We start from the raw sequence: 16,634 nt of genomic DNA, 5'->3' as shown, positions 1-16,634 counted from the left end.
CCGTTCACCACGTGGCTTTGGTCTGCTCGTTTTCCATGCGGTAGTAGCGGCGGGTCAGGTCGAGCAGGCGGGCTATTTCGTTGGTCATCGAGGTGGGGCTCATGGGAGTGGCGACGATCGGGTCGCCGGATTTGATGTAGTAGCGACCGTCGTCGGCGTAGTCGGTCCAGAGGAATCCTCGGCCGTCCGTGGTCGGTCTGGAATCCATTGCGGGGCCAGGAAATACGGTGATCTCGCCGACTGCCGTGCGATCGCGTTTGAACATGCGGTTGAGTTGATCGTTGATGCTGACCTCGTTCGCGCGACGGGAGTAGCGCTGACGGTCCGCGGCGATCTCGTCCCTGCGAAAACTGACCGCAGGTTGCTTGCCTGCCTGGGCCTTCGGCAGTGCCGACACCGCTGCCGTGGCCACCTCGCTCGGTGCGCACAAGCCCATGATCACGTCACCGCCAGTGTCTTCGGCCGGGCCGGGCAGCTGAACAAGGGTGGCGCCGGAACCGTTTCGGACCGCGCCGTGGAATCGGAACACCGCGGTGAGACCCGAACCGCCGAAACCCTTGGATTCGACGCGTGCTTCGGGCTCCAGCAACGTCGACAAGGCGAGTTCCAGATTCTCCGAATACTGGCCGAGCAGCGCCTCGACCGCCGACTCTCGTTGCCGCACAAGGTCGTCCCAGTCGACGGCGGTGGTGGGGCGGAAGGCCAGCGGGTAGGGCAGGCGATCGCGATCGTAAGCCGACCAGAGGATGTCGAATTCCTGGCCGGTGAATCTCCAACTGCGCACGCTCAGTTTTCCCCGATCACCGGGGGAACAGCTTTGGTCGGTTCGCCGAGGAGTTCTTCGGACCAATCTCGGATCAAGTAGTCCTTGGTCTGGTGGGTGTTTTCCTCGTCGTCCTGCTTACCGGCGGCACCAGCCATCGGCATACCGCTCATTCCGGGACGTCCGGCGGCGCCGGTACTTGTCCCGGTGCGGGCGGCCGCTGGGGCCACGGTCCCGGGCTGCTGAGGGCTGCCCGGGATACTGCGTCCCGGGGCGGGCGTGCCGGGAGTGCTTGGGGTGCCGGGACTTCCAGGGCTGCCCGGCGAACGCGTAGTTGCCGGGCTACCTGGCGAGGTGCTGCGGTTGGGTACCGGAGTCCCTGGAGTCGTTGTGGTGCTCGGAGTGTTCGGGTTCGGCGTGCCGGCCGGAGTGGTACTTGAAGGCGACGTGGGATTTGTTGCCTGCGTGGTGGATTGCGGTGTCGTCGTGCCGGCCGGGTTGGTCTGCGAGTTCTGGCCGGCGGGCTGGGTGGACGAGTTCGGATCCTGCTTCGGATCCGCGGCCTGGTTCTCGGCCGACGTCGGATCTTCCTGCTTCGACGGATCGCCTGTGGCGGAGGATGTCGTCGGGCCGGAGGAAGTCGACGGGGGAGACACCGATTGATCCGGATTGTTCACCAGCGTCGGCGAGTTCGGCACCACCGGAACACCATTGTCGGTCTGGTTCGCGACCTGCCAGTACACCGTGCGCAGCACCCGCCGCGCCTCCGCGGTTGCCTCGGTCTGGTTGTGGTCGTCGACCTTCAGCACACCTTCGCTGGGCAGTTTCTTGCCTCGGAGGTCGGGGCTGCTGTCGCCGGCGCGAGGCATCAGCGCCTGCGTTTGATGGAGACCGGTGTAGAGCTCGTTGAGCTTCACCGAGATGAGTTCGGTTGCGAGGGTGAGCTGTTGCGACTGGTCGACGTACTTGTTGACCGATTGGACCGCTCGGTCAGCGGCTTGGCCTTCCCACCCGTTGGCGACTGTCGCCTTGATCGCGTCACCGAATGCGCGCGACTTCTCCCGGAACGCTGTACTGGTGTTCTGCCACATCTGGGAGGATTCCCACGCCTGACCGGGTTTCATCGCTTCGACTCTGCTGACCAGGTCGTTCAACGTACCGGTCTCGATGACGAACAGGTCCTCGCCAGGGTTAGTGATCGACGGCGGATCGTAGCCCTGCTCCAAGTCTCGTGCCAGACGGCTGCTGTGGGAGTAGATGGCGGTGCGCTCGTCGTTCCATTGTTGCTGAGCAGCAATGATGCGGGCTCGGTAGTCGTCCTGACTCATGAGCCGCCCTTCCCCGGGACGTCGAGCGCGGCGATGTTGACAGCCGTAGCCTCATCGACCGCTTGATAGTTCGCGATGGCTTTGGCGAAGACCTGGCGCATCAGCTGGACTTCTTCGATGTGGGTTTGGATCGATGCGTCGATCGAGTTCTCGCCCTTGCCCTTTACCTGGAATTTCTGCTCGAGGATGGGGCCGGATGGCATGGTCCCGAATCCACCGACGAGAATCGTGAACTTCGTCATGGCTCGGACGTCATCGAGACCCTCGAGATACGCCTCGCATTTGGCATCGAGTTCCCTACCGACATCCGGGCTCAGCGCTAATTCACCGGCATTGGCCCGATCCAACAGGTTCTGCCACTCAGACACACCCTCGGCGACCATGTCAGTTTCCTCCAGGCAGGAACTTTGCGAATTCGTTGGCGTGCCGCAACGCTTCGTCGCATGGCTCGCCGAGCTTTCCGACGGAGGCGCGAGTGATGACGTAGAAGGTTACCGTTCCCTTCGCCTGCCCCTGCTGCACTTCAACCGCCACACCGCAATCGAGGCGTTTATCGTCGCCGACGTCCAGGAACCGCAGCGCCGAACGACCAGCGACGGTCACGGGTGTAAATGCTTCGTACTCGGGCCGCGCGCGAAACTGGTCCAAGGCGACCGCTCCGGAAAGCACACCCAGGGTGTACCAGCGGGCTGAGGATCGCCAGCCGCAAACCTTCCAGCCTGTCGGGTCAACGCCGGAGACGTCTTTGCTACGCGTATCGGGGCTGAGGCCGCCAGCTCGCACCGCATCGTCGGGGAGTTGAGTACACGGATCCCAGATCGCAGCATCCACATCCGTGGAACCCGAACGCTTCGCAGTAGAACTCACCGAACTCTGCCCACTACTAGTAGGCACCCCATCCGTCGACTTCTCACACCCCGCCAACACCAACCCGACACCCACAACCAGCGCGATCCCCCGCAGCCTGTTCCCCCTGCTGGTCATCCGTTCCCCTAACCGCCGGTGCCTGAAATCCATCCGAGGTGGATACGTCCCGGTGCCCACCCCCGTTACCTGCGCAAACCGTACCGCCGACCCCGCACGACCCGCAACAACACGGGCCGATTCGGGCAGCCGGTCAGTACTTCACACAGCGACCAGGCACGGCGGTCCCCCTACCGCCGTCTCCCTGACAATTACCCGCGAGTCGCGCCGAGCAGGGTGCTGTCGTGCATCGGCCGCGGCCGATCAGGATTCTCGCGGATGTGCTCGGTGGCCCGGGTGATCGCTTGGCTGTATCGCGCACTCGCCGCATTGTGCGTCAGCAGCGCGACACCGATCATCATCGGTGCGACCGCGTGCACGCCGGCGTCGAACCACCGTGCGTCCTTGACGTGCGGGTAGGTGTTCAGCCCGACAGTCAGTGCGAGCAGCACGATTTCGGCGGAGACGACCTGACGGCGGCTGTTCAGCACGCCCCACTCGGAGAGTTTGGTGGTGCCGATCATGATGATGACCAGGCAGACGCTGATCATCGCCTCGACCAGGTAGCTGAACCAGTACAACGGGTCGGTGATGCCGTCGGGTGCGATGTTGTGCTGCACGTTGACCGCCGACCAGAGCATGCCCGCGATCACCACGCCCGCGAGCGCGCGCAGCGACCAGGCGCGATGCCGGTAGAGCGAGGCGAGCTGGGCGTGCGGGCTGGATTCGCGGCGCTGGGCGGCAATGGCTTTGCGCGCCATCAGCAGGTCGCGGATGTCGGCCTTTTCGATGGCTTCTTTGGTCTGCCTGGCGCGGTCGGCGGCGGCGGAGACGGCTTCGGCGTACTTCCAGCGCTGCCCGCGGTCCTGGGTGCGGATGCGTTCGGCCAGTTCACGCTCGGCCTCCAGCTCGTCCTCGGCCAGGGCCTCGGTGAGCGCGGGATCGAACTGGTAGGCCAGCCGGCCGCGGGCCCGCTCGACCCGCCTGGCCAACTGCGCGACATCGTCGAAGGGGTGTTCCTCGGGCATGCGGCTCCAAAAGTGGATGGGCGGAACGGAACTCGACAAATCGGGAGATGCCGGGCTGCCCGATCACCGGGAGCTGGGTAGTAGCTCGCTGCGAGGGTAGCGGACAGGAGGCATCGACACCTACTCTTCATAGTCGATTCCGCGCGCCGAGGACACGCTGAAGCGCTATCTGCGCCGAAAAACCCGGCGAGTCACTCGGGTTCGATCGCCATGTCTTCCTGACTCCAGAAGGCGCGCATGCGCACGATCTTGCCCTCGTCGTCGAATTCCATCACGTCGATGGGCGAGAGGGTGAAGCGCTGACCGCCGACCCGGGTGACGACGGTGAACATGAACGCCGCCTCGTTGCCCGCGATGCGGATGGTCTCGGGCCGCAGTTCGGTCTCCCGGTCGAGTGCGGCGAGCACGTCGTAGAACTCCCGGATGGCGGCGTGCCCGTGCCGAACGGGGGTGCCGACGGGATCCTCGACGGTCGCGTCGGGGGCGTAGAGCTCGACGACGGCCTCGGTCGGTCCGGAACCGACCAGTTTCACGTACTGCTCGACCACGTCGCGGATCTGCTTGGCCATCGGAACTCCTGCCGAATTGGAACCTGTTCTAGTTCGGCAGCGTAGCAGCACAGCGGCGGGGGCGGTCAAGGATCGGTTCCGCGCTCTCGTTGCGCTGTCCACGGCGATCGATGTGGCTCGGGCCGTGGGGAGTCCCCCCGAAAGTTACCTGCCCCCGTTTCCGCTGTGCTGTTGTCAGCATCCTCGCAATAGGACACGGTGACGACCGGAAAATCCGTTCGCGCCCGGTGCCGGGGATCGTCGTTGATCCCCCGTGGCTCGCCGTTGAACCTTTATCCCGCGCTGATGCTTTCGTTAATTCTGTCGCGCTGACCGGGCGCGGCGTTACCGGTTGGACGCATTTGATCCGGTCAGCGGACCGGGGGCGGTTTTCGTCCTTTTTGCCCGCTGATTACTGCGTTCGGCGGCGCGAAGCCAGGAAACTCATCGCTAACTCCGCCGAACCGATCCCGGTGTGTCGACCTTGCGCTGCCGGTGAAGTGCTGTTTACTCGGTCCGGTCAACCAGATGTTCGAGTGACGAGTGGAAGCGGAGGAGACATGGCACTGCCTACCATGACCGCGGAGCAGCGCACTGAAGCGTTGGCCAAAGCGGCAGCGGTCCGCAAGGCGCGCTCCGAACTGATCGGCAAGGTGAAGGCGGGCAAGGTTTCGGTCGCCGACCTGCTGAAGAAGGCCGACTCTGATGAGCTGGTCAAGAAGACGAAGGTCGCCGCGGTGATCAAGGCTCTGCCCGGCGTCGGACCGGTGAAGGCTGCCAAGCTGATGGATCAGGCGGAGATCCCGGAGGATCGTCGGATCGGCGGGCTCGGCGCACGTCAGCGTGCGGCGCTGCTCGATGCACTGAAGGACTGACAGCAACAGTTCGCGGTTGATCTAACCGGGGAACGAATACTCACGTCGGTGGCGCGGCTCTGCCTCGCGAAGGACCGCCTGCTCGCGGTCCGGACGGCGTAGCTCAGCCCCCAGCCGCACAGACAATGCAAACGCCCCACAGCGCCTAGACGGGTTGTGGGGCGTTGTCGTCGGTCGAACAGGTCGATCGATCAGACGATGCGGAGCCCGAGAATCGGCAGCTCGCCGTGCTGGGCTTGACCCATGGCGCAGGCCACGGCCAGGGTGGCGCCGTTGACCGGTCCCAGATCCATGACGATCTGCCCGCCCGCGCCGGGGCCGCTCTCGATAGTCAGCGTGTTGGTCGCCGGAGCGCCGAAGCCGCCGGGCACGTGGAACGGGCCGGACACGGCGCTGACCTCACCGTTGGACCACGTCACCGTGCCATCGACCTGACCGTTGATATCCATGCAGCTCGCGGCACCGGTGAACTGCGCGTCGATCGTGGCATCGTGCGTGGGTGTGCCCTGACAGCCCGAAAGGTTGCCACGGACTCCGGCGTTGATCGGCATTGATTGGAAGCCGATCGGATCGGTGTCGTAGTAGACCGTGCCGCCGCCACACGAGGCGTTCATCGATTCGGCTGCCGCTTGACTGCCGACGGCCAGCGGGGCGGCGGCGGCTGCGAGGACCATGGCCAGCGCCGCGATGTTGCGAGAGAGTGCCATCGTGAACTCCTTCTCCTTGGCTCGTTGGAAGACCTGGGTGAAGCAGTGCTCGACGGCAATACCCCCACTCGGCTGTCGCAATCCACGACGGGCGAGCTGGGGTTGGCGTGGCTCAGCGGCGGCGCCGCGGAAACCGCACGTGGACCGGTGCGGGATCGGTCATCGGGATATCACCGCGCGGCGGTAGGACCAGGCAGGCGAGGCCGAGAGCGATCAGCAGGGCTGCGGCAACGAGGCTGACGATGAGGCTGGCGGTGTTCATCTCGGCAGGCTGGTGAAAGGCGTGATAGACGAAGTGCGGCAGGCTGAAGGTCAGCCAGCCGAGGCCCGCCAGACGCGCCGCCGCGGTGCTGTTGAGGACCAGCGCACCGATGGTCACCGCGGTGAGCGCCAGGAAGAAGGCACCGACGTCGGCCGCCAGATGATGGTTGAACGGGCCGTCGGGGGAGATCCACTGCATGCCGAAGCCGGGAAAGCTGGTGTACCAGGAGTGCGGCGCGAAGGTCGCCCACAGGCCGATGACGGCACCCTGTACGGCAAGGACTGCCAAGACGATCCGGGTGGCCAGGAGACGACGGCGGTGCTGTTCGAACCGCATCCGGACGCGTAGGCCCTCCTGGGTGCCTTCCACTGAGAACCGCATCGGTCTCTCCGTTCCCGCCCGAACTGCTCCGACTACGTGCTGTCACGGTAAAGCGGACGTCCGGCCCGGGCAAGGGGTGATCAGGCCAGCCGCGGTTTCCTGTTCGGCGAGGCGGTGATCCGGCCCCCGTGGGTGTAGACGTTCATCGTCTCGCCACGCAGGAAACCGGCCAGCGTCAGCCCCGCCTCCGCCGCGAGATCGACGGCCAGTGAACTGGGGGCGGAGACGGCGCCGAGCAACCCGATGCCCGCCATCACCGCCTTCTGCACCAGCTCGAAGGAGGCGCGACCGCTGACGATGAGCACCAGATCCCGTGCGGGGACGCGGTTTTGGCGCAGCGCCCAGCCGATCACCTTGTCCACGGCGTTGTGCCTGCCGATATCCTCGCGCACCGCGAGCGCGGTGCCGTCCGGCGCGAACAGCCCGGCCGCGTGCAGACCGCCGGTCGCCTCGAACAGGGATTGCTTGCTGCGCAACGTATCCGGCATTCCCGCGAGCACCTGGGTGTCCACCACCGGTCCGCCCTCGGCGATCGGATACCGGGAGAGCGTGCGGACCTCGTCGAGCGCGGTCTTGCCGCACAGCCCACACGCGCCGGTGGACAGGAAACTGCGGGTACGCACCGGCACAGCGGTGCGCAGAGTGAGGTCGAGGACGTTGTAGGTTTGGCGGCCGTCGTCGTCGGTGCCCGTGCAGTAGCGGGCCGCCGTGATCTCCTCGGCGACGCCGATCATGCCCTCGCTCAACAGGAATCCGTGCACCAGGTCGACATCGTTACCGGGGGTTCGCATGGTGACGGCCAGGGATTGGCCGCCGATCCGGATCTCCAGCGGCTCTTCCACGGCGAGCGTGTCGGGGCGCTGGATCTCACCCGACGGGGAGATCCGGCGCGTTCTGCGGCGGGCGGTGACTCTACTCATCAGTGGTCCGCTCGAATCTGATGGTGACCGACTTGGACACCGGGGTGTTCGACCGTGCCGCGACATGGTCAAGGGGGACAAGGGGATTCGTCTCGGGATAGTAAGCCGCGGCATTACCGCGCGGGGTCGGGTACGCGACGAGCCGGAAACCCTTGACGCTGCGCTCGGTACCGTCGGTCCACTCCGAAATCACATCGACGAGTTCGTCTTCCGCGAAACCGAGCGCGGTGATGTCCTCGGGGTGCACGAGCACCACCTTGCGACCGCCGTGCACGCCGCGGTAGCGGTCGTCCAGGCCGTAGATGGTGGTGTTGTACTGGTCGTGGCTGCGCAGCGTCTGCAGGATCAGCCTGCCCTCGGGGACCGGGGTCCAGCTGAGCTCGTTCACCGCGAAGTTGGCTTTGCCGGTGCTGGTGCGGAATTCGCGGCTGTCCCGGGGCGGGTGCGGTAGCACGAAGCCGTTGCGGGCGCGGACCCGCGTGTTGTAGTCGGCACAGCCGGGCACGACCCGGGAGATCGCGTCGCGAATGGTGTCGTAGTCGCGCCGGAACTTTGCCCACGGGACCGGGTGGTCCGCGCCGAACAGGGTCAGCGCGAGATCGCAGACGATGGCGACCTCGCTGCGCAGGTGCTTGCTCACCGGCGTGAGCCGCCCGGTCGACAAGTGCACCATCGACATCGAATCCTCCACCGACACCTGCTGTTTGCGGCCGTCGCGCAGATCCTGATCGGTGCGGCCGAGGGTGGGCAGGATCAGCGCGGTCTGGCCGTGCACGACATGACTGCGATTCAGTTTGGTGGAAATCTGCACGGTCAGTGCGCAATTGCGCAACGCGGCCTCGGTCACCGCGGTATCCGGTGTGGCCGAGACGAAGTTGCCGCCCATGCCGACGAACACCGACGTACGCCCGTCCCGCATGGCGCGGATGGCGTCGACCGTGTCGAGGCCGTGCTCACGCGGACTGGTGATGCCGAATTCCTGGTCCAGCGCGTCGAGGAACGCGTCCGGCATCTTCTCCCAGATGCCCATGGTGCGGTCGCCCTGCACATTCGAATGCCCGCGCACCGGGCAGACACCCGCGCCCGGCTTGCCGATCATCCCGCGCAGCAGCAGCAGGTTCGTCGCCTCCTCGATGGTGGCGACGCCGTGCGCCTGCTGGGTGAGGCCCATGGCCCAGCAGATGATGATGCTCTTCGCCTCGGCCATTTGCTGTGCGGTGCGGTCCAATTCGGCCTGGGTCAGGCCCGTCGCCGCCAGCACGGTGTCGAAATCGACCGCGCGAACCTGCTTTTCGTACTCGGCGAAGCCGGCGCAATGCTCGTCGACGAACTCCCGGTCCACCACCGTGCCCGGCGCGCGGTCCTCGGCCTCGAACAGCAGCCTGCCGAGGGCCTGGAACAACGCCATGTCGCCGCCGAGGCGGATCTGCAGGAAGTGGTCGGCGATGGAGACGCCGGTGGTGAAACCCTTGACCGTCTGCGGGTCACGGAAGCCGAGCAGGCCGGTCTCCGGCAGCGGGTTGATCGCAATGATCTTGGCGCCTTCGGTTTTGGCGTTCGCCAGCGCGCTGAGCATGCGTGGATGATTGGTGCCCGGGTTCTGGCCCGCGACGACGATCAGATCCGCGGCGGCGAAGTCGTCGATCGAGACCGAGCCCTTGCCGATGCCGATCGAGCTGGTCAGCGCGGCGCCCGAGGACTCGTGGCACATGTTCGAACAGTCTGGCAGATTGTTGGTGCCGAAACTACGGACCAGCAGTTGATAGAGGAACGCGGTTTCGTTGCTGGTGCGGCCGGAGGTGTAGAAGACGGCCTCGTCCGGAGAAGCCAAGGCGCCCAGGTGATCCGCGACGATCCGGTAGGCGTCGTCCCAGGCGATGCGGGAATAGTGGGTGTCGCCGGGGCGCAGCACCATCGGATGGGTCAGCCTGCCCTGCTGGCCGAGCCAGTACCCCGACTTGTCCGCCAGCTCGTCGATCGAGTGCGCCGCGAAGAACTCCGGGGTGACCGTGCGCAGCGTCGCCTCCTCGGCGACCGCCTTCGCACCGTTCTCACAGAACTCGGCCGGGCGGCGATGACCGGTCGGCTCCGGCCAGGCACAGCCGGGGCAGTCGAAACCGTGCACCTGATTGACCCGCGCGAGGGTGCGAGCGGTGCGAATCACGCCCATCTCGCCGACCGCACGCTGCAACGACACCGCGACCGCGGTGACACCCGCAGCCTGCTCTTTCGGCGCGGTCACGCTCAGGGCGGACTCGTCGATGTCCTCGGTCGGACCGTTACGGTGCATAGTTCGTATTGTCCTCTTCGCGGTGTCTGAGTCGGGCAGGGGACCAGCTACTTCGATGGTATGCACTCGCGGCGATGCGGGTGCGGAACACGCTGGTTGCCCGCGCTGACCATAACGGGCGTGCGGAGTCCGCGTGCGTCCCCAGATCTTGAACGTACGTACGCGGGCAATCCCCGAGGTCGGCTCGTCGGAGTTGGCTCCGCGTTGGCGCACACGGCCTTACGATGCTAGGGATCGCACGCACGATGGGCGCGGTCGTACAGAGTCCGTCAGCGCGCCGGGCAGGGTCGGCGCGCGGGCGGCGGTATGCCTAGCGAGAGCATGGCCGATGGGGACGCTGGCACCAGGTGCTTCGCGTGCCGGCGCAGCGCGTCGGCAGGTGGGACAGAGGCGCGCGGGTCGGGTGCTGTTGGGCGCCATTCTGTGTGGGGGTGTGCTGGCCGGGTCGCCAGGGGCGCTCGCAGTCGGGGATTCGAATTCGACAGCGGTGGTCGAGGACGCGCAACGGCTGTCACCGATATCGGGACCGTGGGACGGCTTCGTCGGGCGTTCCACGCCCGCGCTGCTGGATAGCGGGGTAGACGACGGCGTCGAGCCGGGTGATCGGCCGCCGGCGGTGGTTCCGGTGCGGCAGCCGTCGAGTCCGCTACCGCCGCCGCCGGATGATGGCGGTGGGACCAGGGATGGGACGGGTGCGCCCGCTCCTGGCCAGGATGGCAGCGGCGGCCGGGACGCACCGCCACCGCAGGATGGCAGTGGGGCCCAGGACGGGCCCGTTTCACCCGGCCGAGCGGTGCCGCCGCATCGGCCGCCCGATCCATGCGGTGGGTCCGATGGGCCGACCTGTCCGCCGGTGCCGCCGTCGAATAGGCCGAGGCCGCCGGATATTACGACGCCGCCGACCACGCCGCCGGAGGTCACCACGCCGCCGATCACACCGCCGGAGGTGGTGATCCCGCCGCTGCCCGAGGTTTTGATTCCACCGCCGCCACCCCCACCGCCCCCGCCTCCTGAAGTCGTCGACCCGCCGACTACGCCGAATGTTGTTGCGCCGCCGCGGAATCCGGTGCGCACCCCGGCGGTTGTGCCGCCCGCGCCCGAGCCGTCGCCCCCGCCGCCTCCTCGATTGCCGCCTGCCGCAATGGATCTCACACCTTCGGCGGTCGGCCCCGGGGTCGGTGTCACGGCCAGCGGTCACGGCTGTGAGCCGGGGGTGCCGGTCGATGTCGCCATCGGCGATGTCGCCGTGGGTAAGACCGTGGCCGGGGTGGACGGTGCGTTCGAGGTGTCGTTGGCCACCGGTGCGATGGACGTCGGCAGGCATCAGGTGACCGCGAAGTGCGGGCGCACCCTGGCGGCACCGTTGGATGTGGTGCTGGTCGGCAGCGTCGGGTCGGGGACGTCGACGCTGACCGTGATTCTGTTCTTCCTGGTGCTCGGCGGGTGGTACTACTGCCATCGCCTCGTGTCGCATCTACCCGCGCGGAGGGGCGAATGAGCGGTGGTTTCCAAGGCATTCGGGCAGTTGTCTGGCCGGTGCTGTTGCTGATCGCGCTGCTGTGGCCCGCGGCGCAGGCGGGTGCGAAGCCCGACGGGGTCGACATGTCCGCGAACTTCGATGGGCGCGATATCGCGGGGACCTCGGTGGAGCAGCCGTTGCGGCTCGAGCCGGACAGCACGATCCGGGTCGCGATCGAGTTGACCAACAATACGAGTGCGCCGCTGGAGATCCGGCACGTCGACCTCGCGGGGCGGGTGCTCGGGTTGAGCTTCTTCTCGTACTCCACCGCCGTCGAATTGACCATTGCGCCAGGGAAATCCGAGTCGCTGCGGTATCGGCTGGAGTTGCGTGGGCTCGCCGGACAGGCGACCGGGCTGATCGGCGGTGAACTCGCGGTGTACGGCGCGAGCGGAACGGCGGTGGCCGAGATTCCCTTGGTCACCGATGTGCGCGGATCGTTGTGGTCGGTGTACGGGTTGTTCGGGATCGCGCTGGCTGTATTGACCGCGCTGGCCATTGCCGACGCCGCGTTGGCCATTGCCCGGCACCGGCTTTCGGCCAACCGCTGGCAGCGCGGGCTGCGGTTGCTCGCTCCGGGGCTCGGGATCGGGCTGGTGTTCGCGTTCACCGCGTCGGTGGCGCGATGGTGGGTGCCGGATACCAGTTTGTGGCTGGCGTTCGCGGGAACGACGGCGGCCGTAGCTTTCCTGCTCGGCTACGCGTCGCCGACGCCGGAACCGGACGAGGACGACGACGTGGATGCCGACGCTGATACCGATGAGATCGCCGATGCCGTCGCCTACCGCCTGCCTGCCGAAGGATCGGCGTCGTGACCGAGCAGGACGAGCTGGTGCGGGCTGCCTTGCCCGCCTACGACATCGGCGCCGAACTCGGCCGTGGCGGATGCGGGGTGGTTCTTGCGGGCACGCATCGCAGGCTGGGCAGGCCGGTCGCGATCAAGCAGATCCCGCCGCAGTTCGCGCACGACGAGCAGGTCCGCCGCCGGTTCGTCGCGGAGGCTCGAGTGCTCGCGGCGATCGACCATCCGCATGTGGTGCGGGTTTTCGACTATCTGGAGCACGGTGAGCTCTGCCTGCTGGTGATGGAGTATCTGCCGGGCGGCACGGTGGGCGAGCGATTCGCCACGGACGGTTACGATTCCGCGACCGCCGTTGCGATCGCGCTGTCCTGCGCGGCGGGATTGGCCGCCGCACACCGGCATCGGGTGCTGCACCGTGATGTGAAGCCGGCGAATCTGATGTTCGGGGCCGGCGGGGCGATCAAGCTCACCGACTTCGGTATCGCCAAGATCGTCGGTGGCGACGAGACGTGGGTGACCAAGGCGGGCGACATCATCGGCACGCCGTCCTACATCGCGCCGGAGCAGGCGCGGGGGCAACAACTTTCACCCGCCACGGATGTGTATGCGCTGGCGACGATGCTCTATCAGTTGCTGTCGGGGGTGTTGCCGTTTCCGCCGGGTGACGGACCGCTGGCCATGTTGTTCGCGCATGCCTTCGATGAGCCGACCCCGCTGAGTGCCGTCGCTCCGAGCGTGCCGGAACCGATCGCCGCGGTGGTGATGCGTGGGTTGGCAACCGATCCCGCGGATCGGTTCGACACTGCGGAGTCCTTCGGTATCGCTCTCGCTCAGCCCGCAGCCTACTGCTGGGGCGAGGATTGGCTTACGCCCGTGGGTATTCCGGTGATCGGCGCGGACACGATTGTTGCTGCCGCCACCGGAAGTGGGCGGATGTCGAGTCGTGGTGCGGGCGGTCACCGCCGCACACCGCCGGTCACCCCGGGGCCGCGACCTGGTGCCCAACCGTATCCGGCGGGCGGAACAGCGCTGTCCCCCAGTGGAACTGGCGAGGCTGGCGGAGCTGTTGGATCAACCGGGTCGCCCTCAGGTGGAACTGGCCCGACCTCCGGCGGAACCGGCTCACCCTCCGGCGGAACCGGCTCACCCTCTGGAGGAGCCGGCTCGCCCTCTGGAGGAGCTGGCCCGGTCTCTGGTCGAACCAGCTCGCCCTCCGGCGGAACCGGCTCATCCTTTGGCAGGACCGGCCCACTCCCGGGCGATAACGTGCCTCCGGATACCTATCGAACCCCGCCGCCGTTTCGACCGGCAATGCCCAGCGGGGCGCGGGAGCCGACAGCTCCATCGGGATCGGCCGCGTCGGGCGCACCTTCGGAGCGAGATATATCGTCGGCGTCGTCGGACACGGAGTCGCTGGCGACGGATCAGCCATTCGGTGCTGCCCCGCCGACCACGCCGTGGTTTCCTGGCGGGGCATCGAAATCCGCTGCGCCACCCGAGGGATCCGGGGTGGCGCCGCCGTTCGGGCCTGCGCGGGAGAGTGAGCCGCCGCGGTCGACGGCCGGGTCGGCGGGGAGTGCTCCGCCAACCGTGCAGTGGTATCCGGCCGGATCGCGGCCCGAGGCTGGTCCGCGGCCGCCGACTGGTCCGCGACCGGTGGGCGGTCATCCAATGGGCGGTCGGCCTTCAGGTGCGTTCCCTCCGGCTGGGGCTCGGCCACCGGTAGAGCCTGCGGCACAGGCGCAGGGCGCGATGCCGTTTCGTGGGCCGGTGACTCGGGTGCGGCCATTGCAGCCGATGCCCGACAACGGGGCACGGCTGGCCGAGATCGATCGACGGGACCTGGTGCTCATCCAGGAGGTCGTCACCTTCGAATCGCCGCGGGTACCGTTCGCCCTTGCCGCGGTCCTCGCGATTGCGGCAGTGGCGCTGGTGGTCTCGGGGTTCGGTCAGTCATCGATCGGTGGTGACTTGGCGCCGGGTGCGGTCACCCTCGGTGGGGTCGATCCGGCCACGACACCTGTCGAAGTCGATCTGACGAAGCCGATCCCGTTGCGCGTCAACGAGATCGATGCGGACGCCGCTTCGCTGAAGGTGACGGTGCTCGGTGTGCCACTCGTCGGCGAAGTCGTGCCGTTCGTACCGGGTGAGCCAGGGGCCATGCTGCCCGCGCCGGTCAATCAGTACGTGATGGCCGGGCACCTCACCGGGGAGCTCGTCCTGCTGCGGAACAACAGCGAAATCGCCACCGAGCGAGTCGAAATGCAGGCTGTCCAGCGCCCGGCAACCACCGTCACCGCCGCGAGCGTCGCCCTGCTCGCCCTGTTCTCCCTCGCCTACCTAGAGTCGAACATGCGCCGCTTACGCAGGGGCCGCGGTGGATTCGCCAACAGTGTCGGCCTGATCATCAGTGCCGCCCTGCTCGCCGTCGCCCTCGTCGGCGGTGCCTGGATCCTCCTCGGCCACCCACCGCAAATAGCCACCACCGCAGGCTCCGCCGCCCTAGCTGCCGCCGCAGGCCTGGCAGCGTCCTTCGGTGCACGCCGAATAGGCAAGCGCCGCCGCTTTCTTCGACGTGCCCGTCGTCAACGCTGAGTCAGCTGCCGGTAGTCGTGGGTCGCTGCGCCCGCCGTAGACGATGAGGCTGCGGCGGGATGATCGTGATCGCCGTGCTCGCCATCAACGAGGAGCCAGCTGTCCCGGTTGCCGTAATCAATTGCGACGGCATCTGATTCGCGATGGTTCACGCCACCGCGTGCGTCACTCGGATTCGCGGCGGTCGCCATCCGCCTCGTCAGTCCCGCGGTAGGTGATAACGCGGTCGCTGATGCGGACGCTCCAGCCGGGGCGGAGCTCGGTGGGGGAGGTGCCGATTCGGGTCCACTGGTCGGTGCCGGGTGGGGCGATGAAGGTGCCGGAGGTGGCGGTGGCGTCGCGGACGAAGACCTTGCCGCGGTCGACCGAGACGTAGGCGTGCACGCGGGAGACGTGGCGGTCGCGTTGGATCACGATGGGCGCGGCGGTGGCGGAGCGGACGGAGTCGTCGGCCTGCGGGCCGCGGCCGATGACGTAGGGGCGGTCCAGGGGATAGGCCGCGCCGTTCTCCAGGATCAGGTTGCCGACGGCCTGGTCCTGCTCGGCGGCCGGGCGGACGATGCGGGCCACGCGGTCGGCCGAGGTCTTGTGCAGCGCAACAGGTTCGGGCCGTGGGCCGGGGTGGTGGGTTTGGGACCAAGCGAGTGGACGGTCCGCCGCGGGACGGTTGCCGATCGGCGGCCGTGGCCGCATGCGTGGCCGCGCCGATTCCGACGGCTGGCTCGTGGTGGAGGTGGCGGCCCGGGTGGACGTGGGTGCGGGCGCCGACGGGGACTGCGCCGCGCCGGACCGGGTAGCCGAGGGGGCCCGGCCGGTCGGCGCTGCCCGGATGACCGACGACACGTTCGCGGCCGCCGCGGTATCGGAGGGAGAAACCGTGGCGGGCGACGCGTCGACCGCCGCATCGGCACCGGTGGGTTCGGGTGTCGCGGCGAATCCGGCGGCGGTCGGCGGCGGCTCGGCTGCCGAGTCGCTGGCGGACGGGCGGGGTGCCGCAGCGCTCTTGGCCGCTTTGCTCGCACGCTTGAGCGCGACATTCAGGACGAAGCCACCACCGGGCACCACACCAGCGCGCAGATCGGTGCGCGGCAACGCTTTCAGCGGTTTGCCGATGTCGGTGCCGACGGTGATCCGGCGCAACGGTTCGCGCACGATCTCGTCCACCCAGGTGAATGCGCGCGACCCATCCAGCCGCCGGGTGCCCTCCGCACCGCTGATCTCGGCGAAGACCGGTCCGCGCAGCAGGATCAGGGTGCCGTCGTCGGTCGGCGCCACCACGCCGAACGGCGGCGTCTCGGACGTGCTGCCGAAAACCACGGCGGCCAGCCGTTGCGCGAGCGCCGCGCCGGGATGCGCCGCCTCCGCGACCGCCTCGATCGCGCCGAGGATCCGGTCCGTGGAGGCGGTTTCCCCAGCCAGATAGACGACGACGCCACCGAAGCGCGCGACAAGGCCGTCACCCTGCGCGATACCAACGGTGGGTGATTTGCTGCGCATCCGCGCCCTCCTTCCCGGCGCACTACCGACATTCGAAGCCAGCATAGAGCGTGTGCGCGGGGTGGATCGGCGCGCCGAGGGGCGGCGGGGCCACGTCCGGGCACGTCGGAGCTACCGATCGGAAGGATCTGCGGACCGCTGAATTCGCCAGTGCCG

General features: G+C 67.6%; 15 protein-coding genes. 4 read left to right on the top strand and 11 right to left on the bottom strand.

Annotation, left to right across the window (positions count from 1 at the left end):
- Positions 1-4 precede the first annotated feature (4 nt).
- The 6 genes from IBX18_RS33850 to IBX18_RS33825 form a co-directional block, all read right to left on the bottom strand.
- Positions 5-784: an ESX secretion-associated protein EspG gene (locus tag IBX18_RS33850; RefSeq protein WP_194837540.1), complete on the bottom strand. Its 780-nt coding sequence runs from the start codon at positions 782-784 to the stop codon at positions 5-7.
- 2 nt (positions 785-786) lie between these two features.
- Positions 787-2,091 (bottom strand): hypothetical protein, encoded by a 1,305-nt coding sequence (locus IBX18_RS33845; protein WP_194837539.1) that lies wholly within the window; start codon positions 2,089-2,091, stop codon positions 787-789.
- Entirely contained in the window at positions 2,088-2,474 is a 387-nt protein-coding gene (locus tag IBX18_RS33840; RefSeq protein ID WP_194837538.1) for a hypothetical protein, read from the bottom strand. The genes IBX18_RS33845 and IBX18_RS33840 overlap by 4 nt, the downstream gene beginning before the upstream one ends.
- A gap of 1 nt (position 2,475) precedes the next feature.
- A complete protein-coding gene (locus tag IBX18_RS33835; RefSeq protein WP_194837537.1) occupies positions 2,476-3,075 on the bottom strand; it encodes a DUF3558 domain-containing protein in 600 nt (199 codons plus the stop codon).
- 191 nt (positions 3,076-3,266) lie between these two features.
- Positions 3,267-4,082 (bottom strand): hypothetical protein, encoded by an 816-nt coding sequence (locus IBX18_RS33830; protein WP_107654784.1) that lies wholly within the window; start codon positions 4,080-4,082, stop codon positions 3,267-3,269.
- Positions 4,083-4,273: 191 nt separating this feature from the next.
- Complete coding sequence (locus tag IBX18_RS33825; protein WP_135235480.1) at positions 4,274-4,651, bottom strand: nuclear transport factor 2 family protein; 378 nt, start codon at positions 4,649-4,651, stop codon at positions 4,274-4,276.
- A 539-nt stretch (positions 4,652-5,190) separates the two neighbouring features.
- Here IBX18_RS33825 and mihF point away from each other — a divergent pair.
- A complete protein-coding gene (gene mihF / locus IBX18_RS33820) occupies positions 5,191-5,505 on the top strand; it encodes an integration host factor, actinobacterial type (RefSeq protein WP_029895202.1) in 315 nt (104 codons plus the stop codon).
- 191 nt (positions 5,506-5,696) lie between these two features.
- Here the strand turns inward: mihF and IBX18_RS33815 are convergent, their stop codons facing one another.
- From IBX18_RS33815 to IBX18_RS33800, 4 genes are all read right to left on the bottom strand, one after another.
- Positions 5,697-6,212, bottom strand: coding sequence for a hypothetical protein (locus IBX18_RS33815; protein WP_194837536.1), 516 nt, complete (start codon positions 6,210-6,212; stop codon positions 5,697-5,699).
- A gap of 112 nt (positions 6,213-6,324) precedes the next feature.
- A complete protein-coding gene (locus IBX18_RS33810) occupies positions 6,325-6,855 on the bottom strand; it encodes a hypothetical protein (RefSeq protein WP_194837535.1) in 531 nt (176 codons plus the stop codon).
- An 80-nt stretch (positions 6,856-6,935) separates the two neighbouring features.
- Positions 6,936-7,775 carry a formate dehydrogenase accessory sulfurtransferase FdhD gene (gene fdhD / locus IBX18_RS33805; RefSeq protein WP_194837534.1) on the bottom strand — a complete coding sequence of 280 codons (840 nt, stop codon included), beginning with the start codon at positions 7,773-7,775 and terminating at the stop codon, positions 6,936-6,938.
- On the bottom strand, positions 7,768-10,065 hold the full coding sequence (locus IBX18_RS33800) for an FdhF/YdeP family oxidoreductase (RefSeq protein ID WP_194837533.1): 2,298 nt from the start codon (positions 10,063-10,065) through the stop codon (positions 7,768-7,770). The genes fdhD and IBX18_RS33800 overlap by 8 nt, the downstream gene beginning before the upstream one ends.
- A gap of 379 nt (positions 10,066-10,444) precedes the next feature.
- On the opposite strand from IBX18_RS33800, the gene IBX18_RS33795 reads away from it, so the two are divergent.
- The 3 genes from IBX18_RS33795 to IBX18_RS42470 are packed head-to-tail and all read left to right on the top strand — an operon-like array spanning position 10,445 to position 14,981.
- Positions 10,445-11,563, top strand: coding sequence for a hypothetical protein (locus IBX18_RS33795; RefSeq protein WP_194837532.1), 1,119 nt, complete (start codon positions 10,445-10,447; stop codon positions 11,561-11,563).
- Positions 11,560-12,399, top strand: coding sequence for a hypothetical protein (locus tag IBX18_RS33790; protein WP_194837531.1), 840 nt, complete (start codon positions 11,560-11,562; stop codon positions 12,397-12,399). Before IBX18_RS33795 ends, IBX18_RS33790 begins: the two co-directional genes overlap by 4 nt.
- Positions 12,396-14,981 (top strand): protein kinase, encoded by a 2,586-nt coding sequence (locus tag IBX18_RS42470; RefSeq protein WP_306796531.1) that lies wholly within the window; start codon positions 12,396-12,398, stop codon positions 14,979-14,981. The genes IBX18_RS33790 and IBX18_RS42470 overlap by 4 nt, the downstream gene beginning before the upstream one ends.
- A 165-nt stretch (positions 14,982-15,146) precedes the next feature.
- Here IBX18_RS42470 and IBX18_RS33780 read toward each other — a convergent pair whose 3' ends face one another.
- Positions 15,147-16,478 (bottom strand): FHA domain-containing protein, encoded by a 1,332-nt coding sequence (locus IBX18_RS33780; RefSeq protein ID WP_194837530.1) that lies wholly within the window; start codon positions 16,476-16,478, stop codon positions 15,147-15,149.
- Positions 16,479-16,634 lie beyond the last annotated feature (156 nt).

This window comes from Nocardia sp. XZ_19_369, assembly GCF_015355715.1.
Taxonomy (GTDB): Bacteria; Actinomycetota; Actinomycetes; order Mycobacteriales; family Mycobacteriaceae; genus Nocardia.
Note: the sequence above shows the minus strand (reverse complement) of the source record. Positions and strands in the feature narration are given on the sequence as shown.

Bases quoted from the DNA above. Each gene is read 5' to 3' on its own strand.
- IBX18_RS33845 (WP_194837539.1), bottom strand. From the start codon at position 2,091: ATGAGTCAGGACGACTACCGAGCCCGCATCATTGCTGCTCAGCAACAA.
- IBX18_RS33840 (WP_194837538.1), bottom strand. From the start codon at position 2,474: ATGGTCGCCGAGGGTGTGTCTGAGTGGCAGAACCTGTTGGATCGGGCC.
- IBX18_RS33835 (WP_194837537.1), bottom strand. From the start codon at position 3,075: ATGACCAGCAGGGGGAACAGGCTGCGGGGGATCGCGCTGGTTGTGGGT.
- IBX18_RS33830 (WP_107654784.1), bottom strand. From the start codon at position 4,082: ATGCCCGAGGAACACCCCTTCGACGATGTCGCGCAGTTGGCCAGGCGG.
- IBX18_RS33825 (WP_135235480.1), bottom strand. From the start codon at position 4,651: ATGGCCAAGCAGATCCGCGACGTGGTCGAGCAGTACGTGAAACTGGTC.
- mihF (WP_029895202.1), top strand. From the start codon at position 5,191: ATGGCACTGCCTACCATGACCGCGGAGCAGCGCACTGAAGCGTTGGCC.
- IBX18_RS33815 (WP_194837536.1), bottom strand. From the start codon at position 6,212: ATGGCACTCTCTCGCAACATCGCGGCGCTGGCCATGGTCCTCGCAGCC.
- IBX18_RS33810 (WP_194837535.1), bottom strand. From the start codon at position 6,855: ATGCGGTTCTCAGTGGAAGGCACCCAGGAGGGCCTACGCGTCCGGATG.
- fdhD (WP_194837534.1), bottom strand. From the start codon at position 7,775: ATGAGTAGAGTCACCGCCCGCCGCAGAACGCGCCGGATCTCCCCGTCG.
- IBX18_RS33800 (WP_194837533.1), bottom strand. From the start codon at position 10,065: ATGCACCGTAACGGTCCGACCGAGGACATCGACGAGTCCGCCCTGAGC.
- IBX18_RS33790 (WP_194837531.1), top strand. From the start codon at position 11,560: ATGAGCGGTGGTTTCCAAGGCATTCGGGCAGTTGTCTGGCCGGTGCTG.
- IBX18_RS33780 (WP_194837530.1), bottom strand. From the start codon at position 16,478: ATGCGCAGCAAATCACCCACCGTTGGTATCGCGCAGGGTGACGGCCTT.